We start from the raw sequence: 1,794 nt of genomic DNA, 5'->3' as shown, positions 1-1,794 counted from the left end.
TGCAGGTCATCTTCGCGCTCCAGAACGCACCGGGCGGGACGCTCCAGGCGCCGGGCCTCACGCTGCGCATGCTGGACGTGGACAGCGCCACGGCGCGCTTCGACCTGGGCCTGCTGCTCACGGAGACAGCGGACGGCCTGCACGGCGCCATCGAATACAGCACCGACCTCTTCGAGCGCGACACCGTGGCCCGCATGGCCGGCCATCTGCGCACGCTGATGGAGGCCGCGGTCTCCGGACCGGACGTGTCGCTGTCCCAGCTTCCCTGGCTCACGCCGGCCGAACGTCAGCAGGTGCTCGTCGACTTCAACGACACCGTCTACCCCTACCCCTCCGACACCAGTGTCGCGGCCTGGTTCGCGCTCCAGGTGGCACGGCATCCGGACGCCATCGCGCTGGAGTCCGAGGACGAGCGGCTGACGTACGCGCAGCTCGACGCGCGAGCCAACCAGCTCGCGCATGAGCTGGTGGCCCGGGGCGTGGGGCCGGACGCGCTGGTGGCGGTGTGCCTGGAGCGCTCGGTGGCCTTCGTCGTCTGCGCGCTGGCCACGCTCAAGGCGGGCGGCGCCTACGTGCCGATGGATGCGTCGTACCCCGCCCAGCGGCTGACCTTCATGCTGGAGGATGCCCGGCCCCACCTGCTCCTCACGCGGCGCGATCTGCGCGGGCGGTTCCAGCACGCCGAAGGGGCCGCGCCGCTCCTTTTCCTGGAGGAGCTGTCGCTCGATTCGCATCCCGTCACCGCGCCCGTGACGGACGTGGGCCCCCGCAATCTGGCCTACGTCATCTTCACGTCCGGCAGCACCGGGCGACCCAAGGGCGTGAGCATCGAGCAGCGCAGCCTGCTGCGACTGGTCTATTCGAAGGGCTACGCGAACTACGGCGTCGGCGACACGATGCTGCTCCTGGCGCCCGTCTCCTTCGACGGCTCCGTCCTGGAGCTGTGGCTTCCGTTGTTGCGTGGCAGCCGGCTCGTCATCTTCCCGGGACAGTACACGGCGAGCGACCTGGAGCGGGTCTCCCGGATGGTGAAGGGGCACGGCGTCACCTACGCCCACCTGCCGACCGGGCTCTTCTCGCAGATCGTGGAGCACCAGTCGGACATCCTCGGGCAGCTGCGCGAGGTGCACGTGGGCGGGGACATCATCTCCGCGCCCCACGTCCGCAAGGCCGTCGAATCCGGAGCGACCAGCGTCACCAACACCTACGGCCCCACCGAGTGCACCGTCGCCTCGAACACCTTCACGGTGTCGCGGCCCGATCAGGTGGGGGGCGGCTCGGTGCCCATCGGGCCGATGCTGTCCAACACCACGGGCTACGTGCTGGATGCGCGGATGCACCCGGTGCCCGTCGGCGTGCCGGGCGAGCTGTACCTGGGCGGTGATGGCCTGTCGCGCGGCTATGTGTCGCGGCCGGACCTGACGGCGGAGCGCTTCGTCCCGGATGCACAGGGCACCACGCCCGGCGCGCGGCTGTACCGCACGGGCGACCTGGTCCGCTGGCGTGAGGATGGCGTGCTGGAGTTCCTGGGCCGCATCGACCACCAGGTGAAGGTGCGCGGCTTCCGCATCGAACTGGCGGAGGTGGAGGCCGCCCTGCGCGACCTGCCCTCCGTGCTGCAGGTCGCCGTGGTGGTGCGCGAGGACGTGCCCGGCGACAAGCGGCTCGTGGCCTATGTGTCGCCTCGCGAGGGCCAGGTGCTGGACGGCACGGCCCTGCGCGCGGGCCTTCGGCAGCGGCTGCCGGAGTACATGGTGCCCTCGGTCTTCGTGACGCTGGCCACCCTGCCCCTGA

Annotated in this window: 1 protein-coding gene; it reads left to right on the top strand. The window is 70.8% G+C overall.

The window, feature by feature from the left end:
- A partial coding sequence (locus D7X12_RS41120) for a non-ribosomal peptide synthetase (RefSeq protein ID WP_120630538.1) occupies positions 1-1,794 on the top strand: 1,794 nt, incomplete at both ends.

Source organism: Corallococcus sicarius, assembly GCF_003611735.1.
In the GTDB taxonomy this organism is placed as follows: domain Bacteria; phylum Myxococcota; class Myxococcia; order Myxococcales; family Myxococcaceae; genus Corallococcus; species Corallococcus sicarius.
This window is presented reverse-complemented; position numbering and strand designations above follow the sequence as displayed.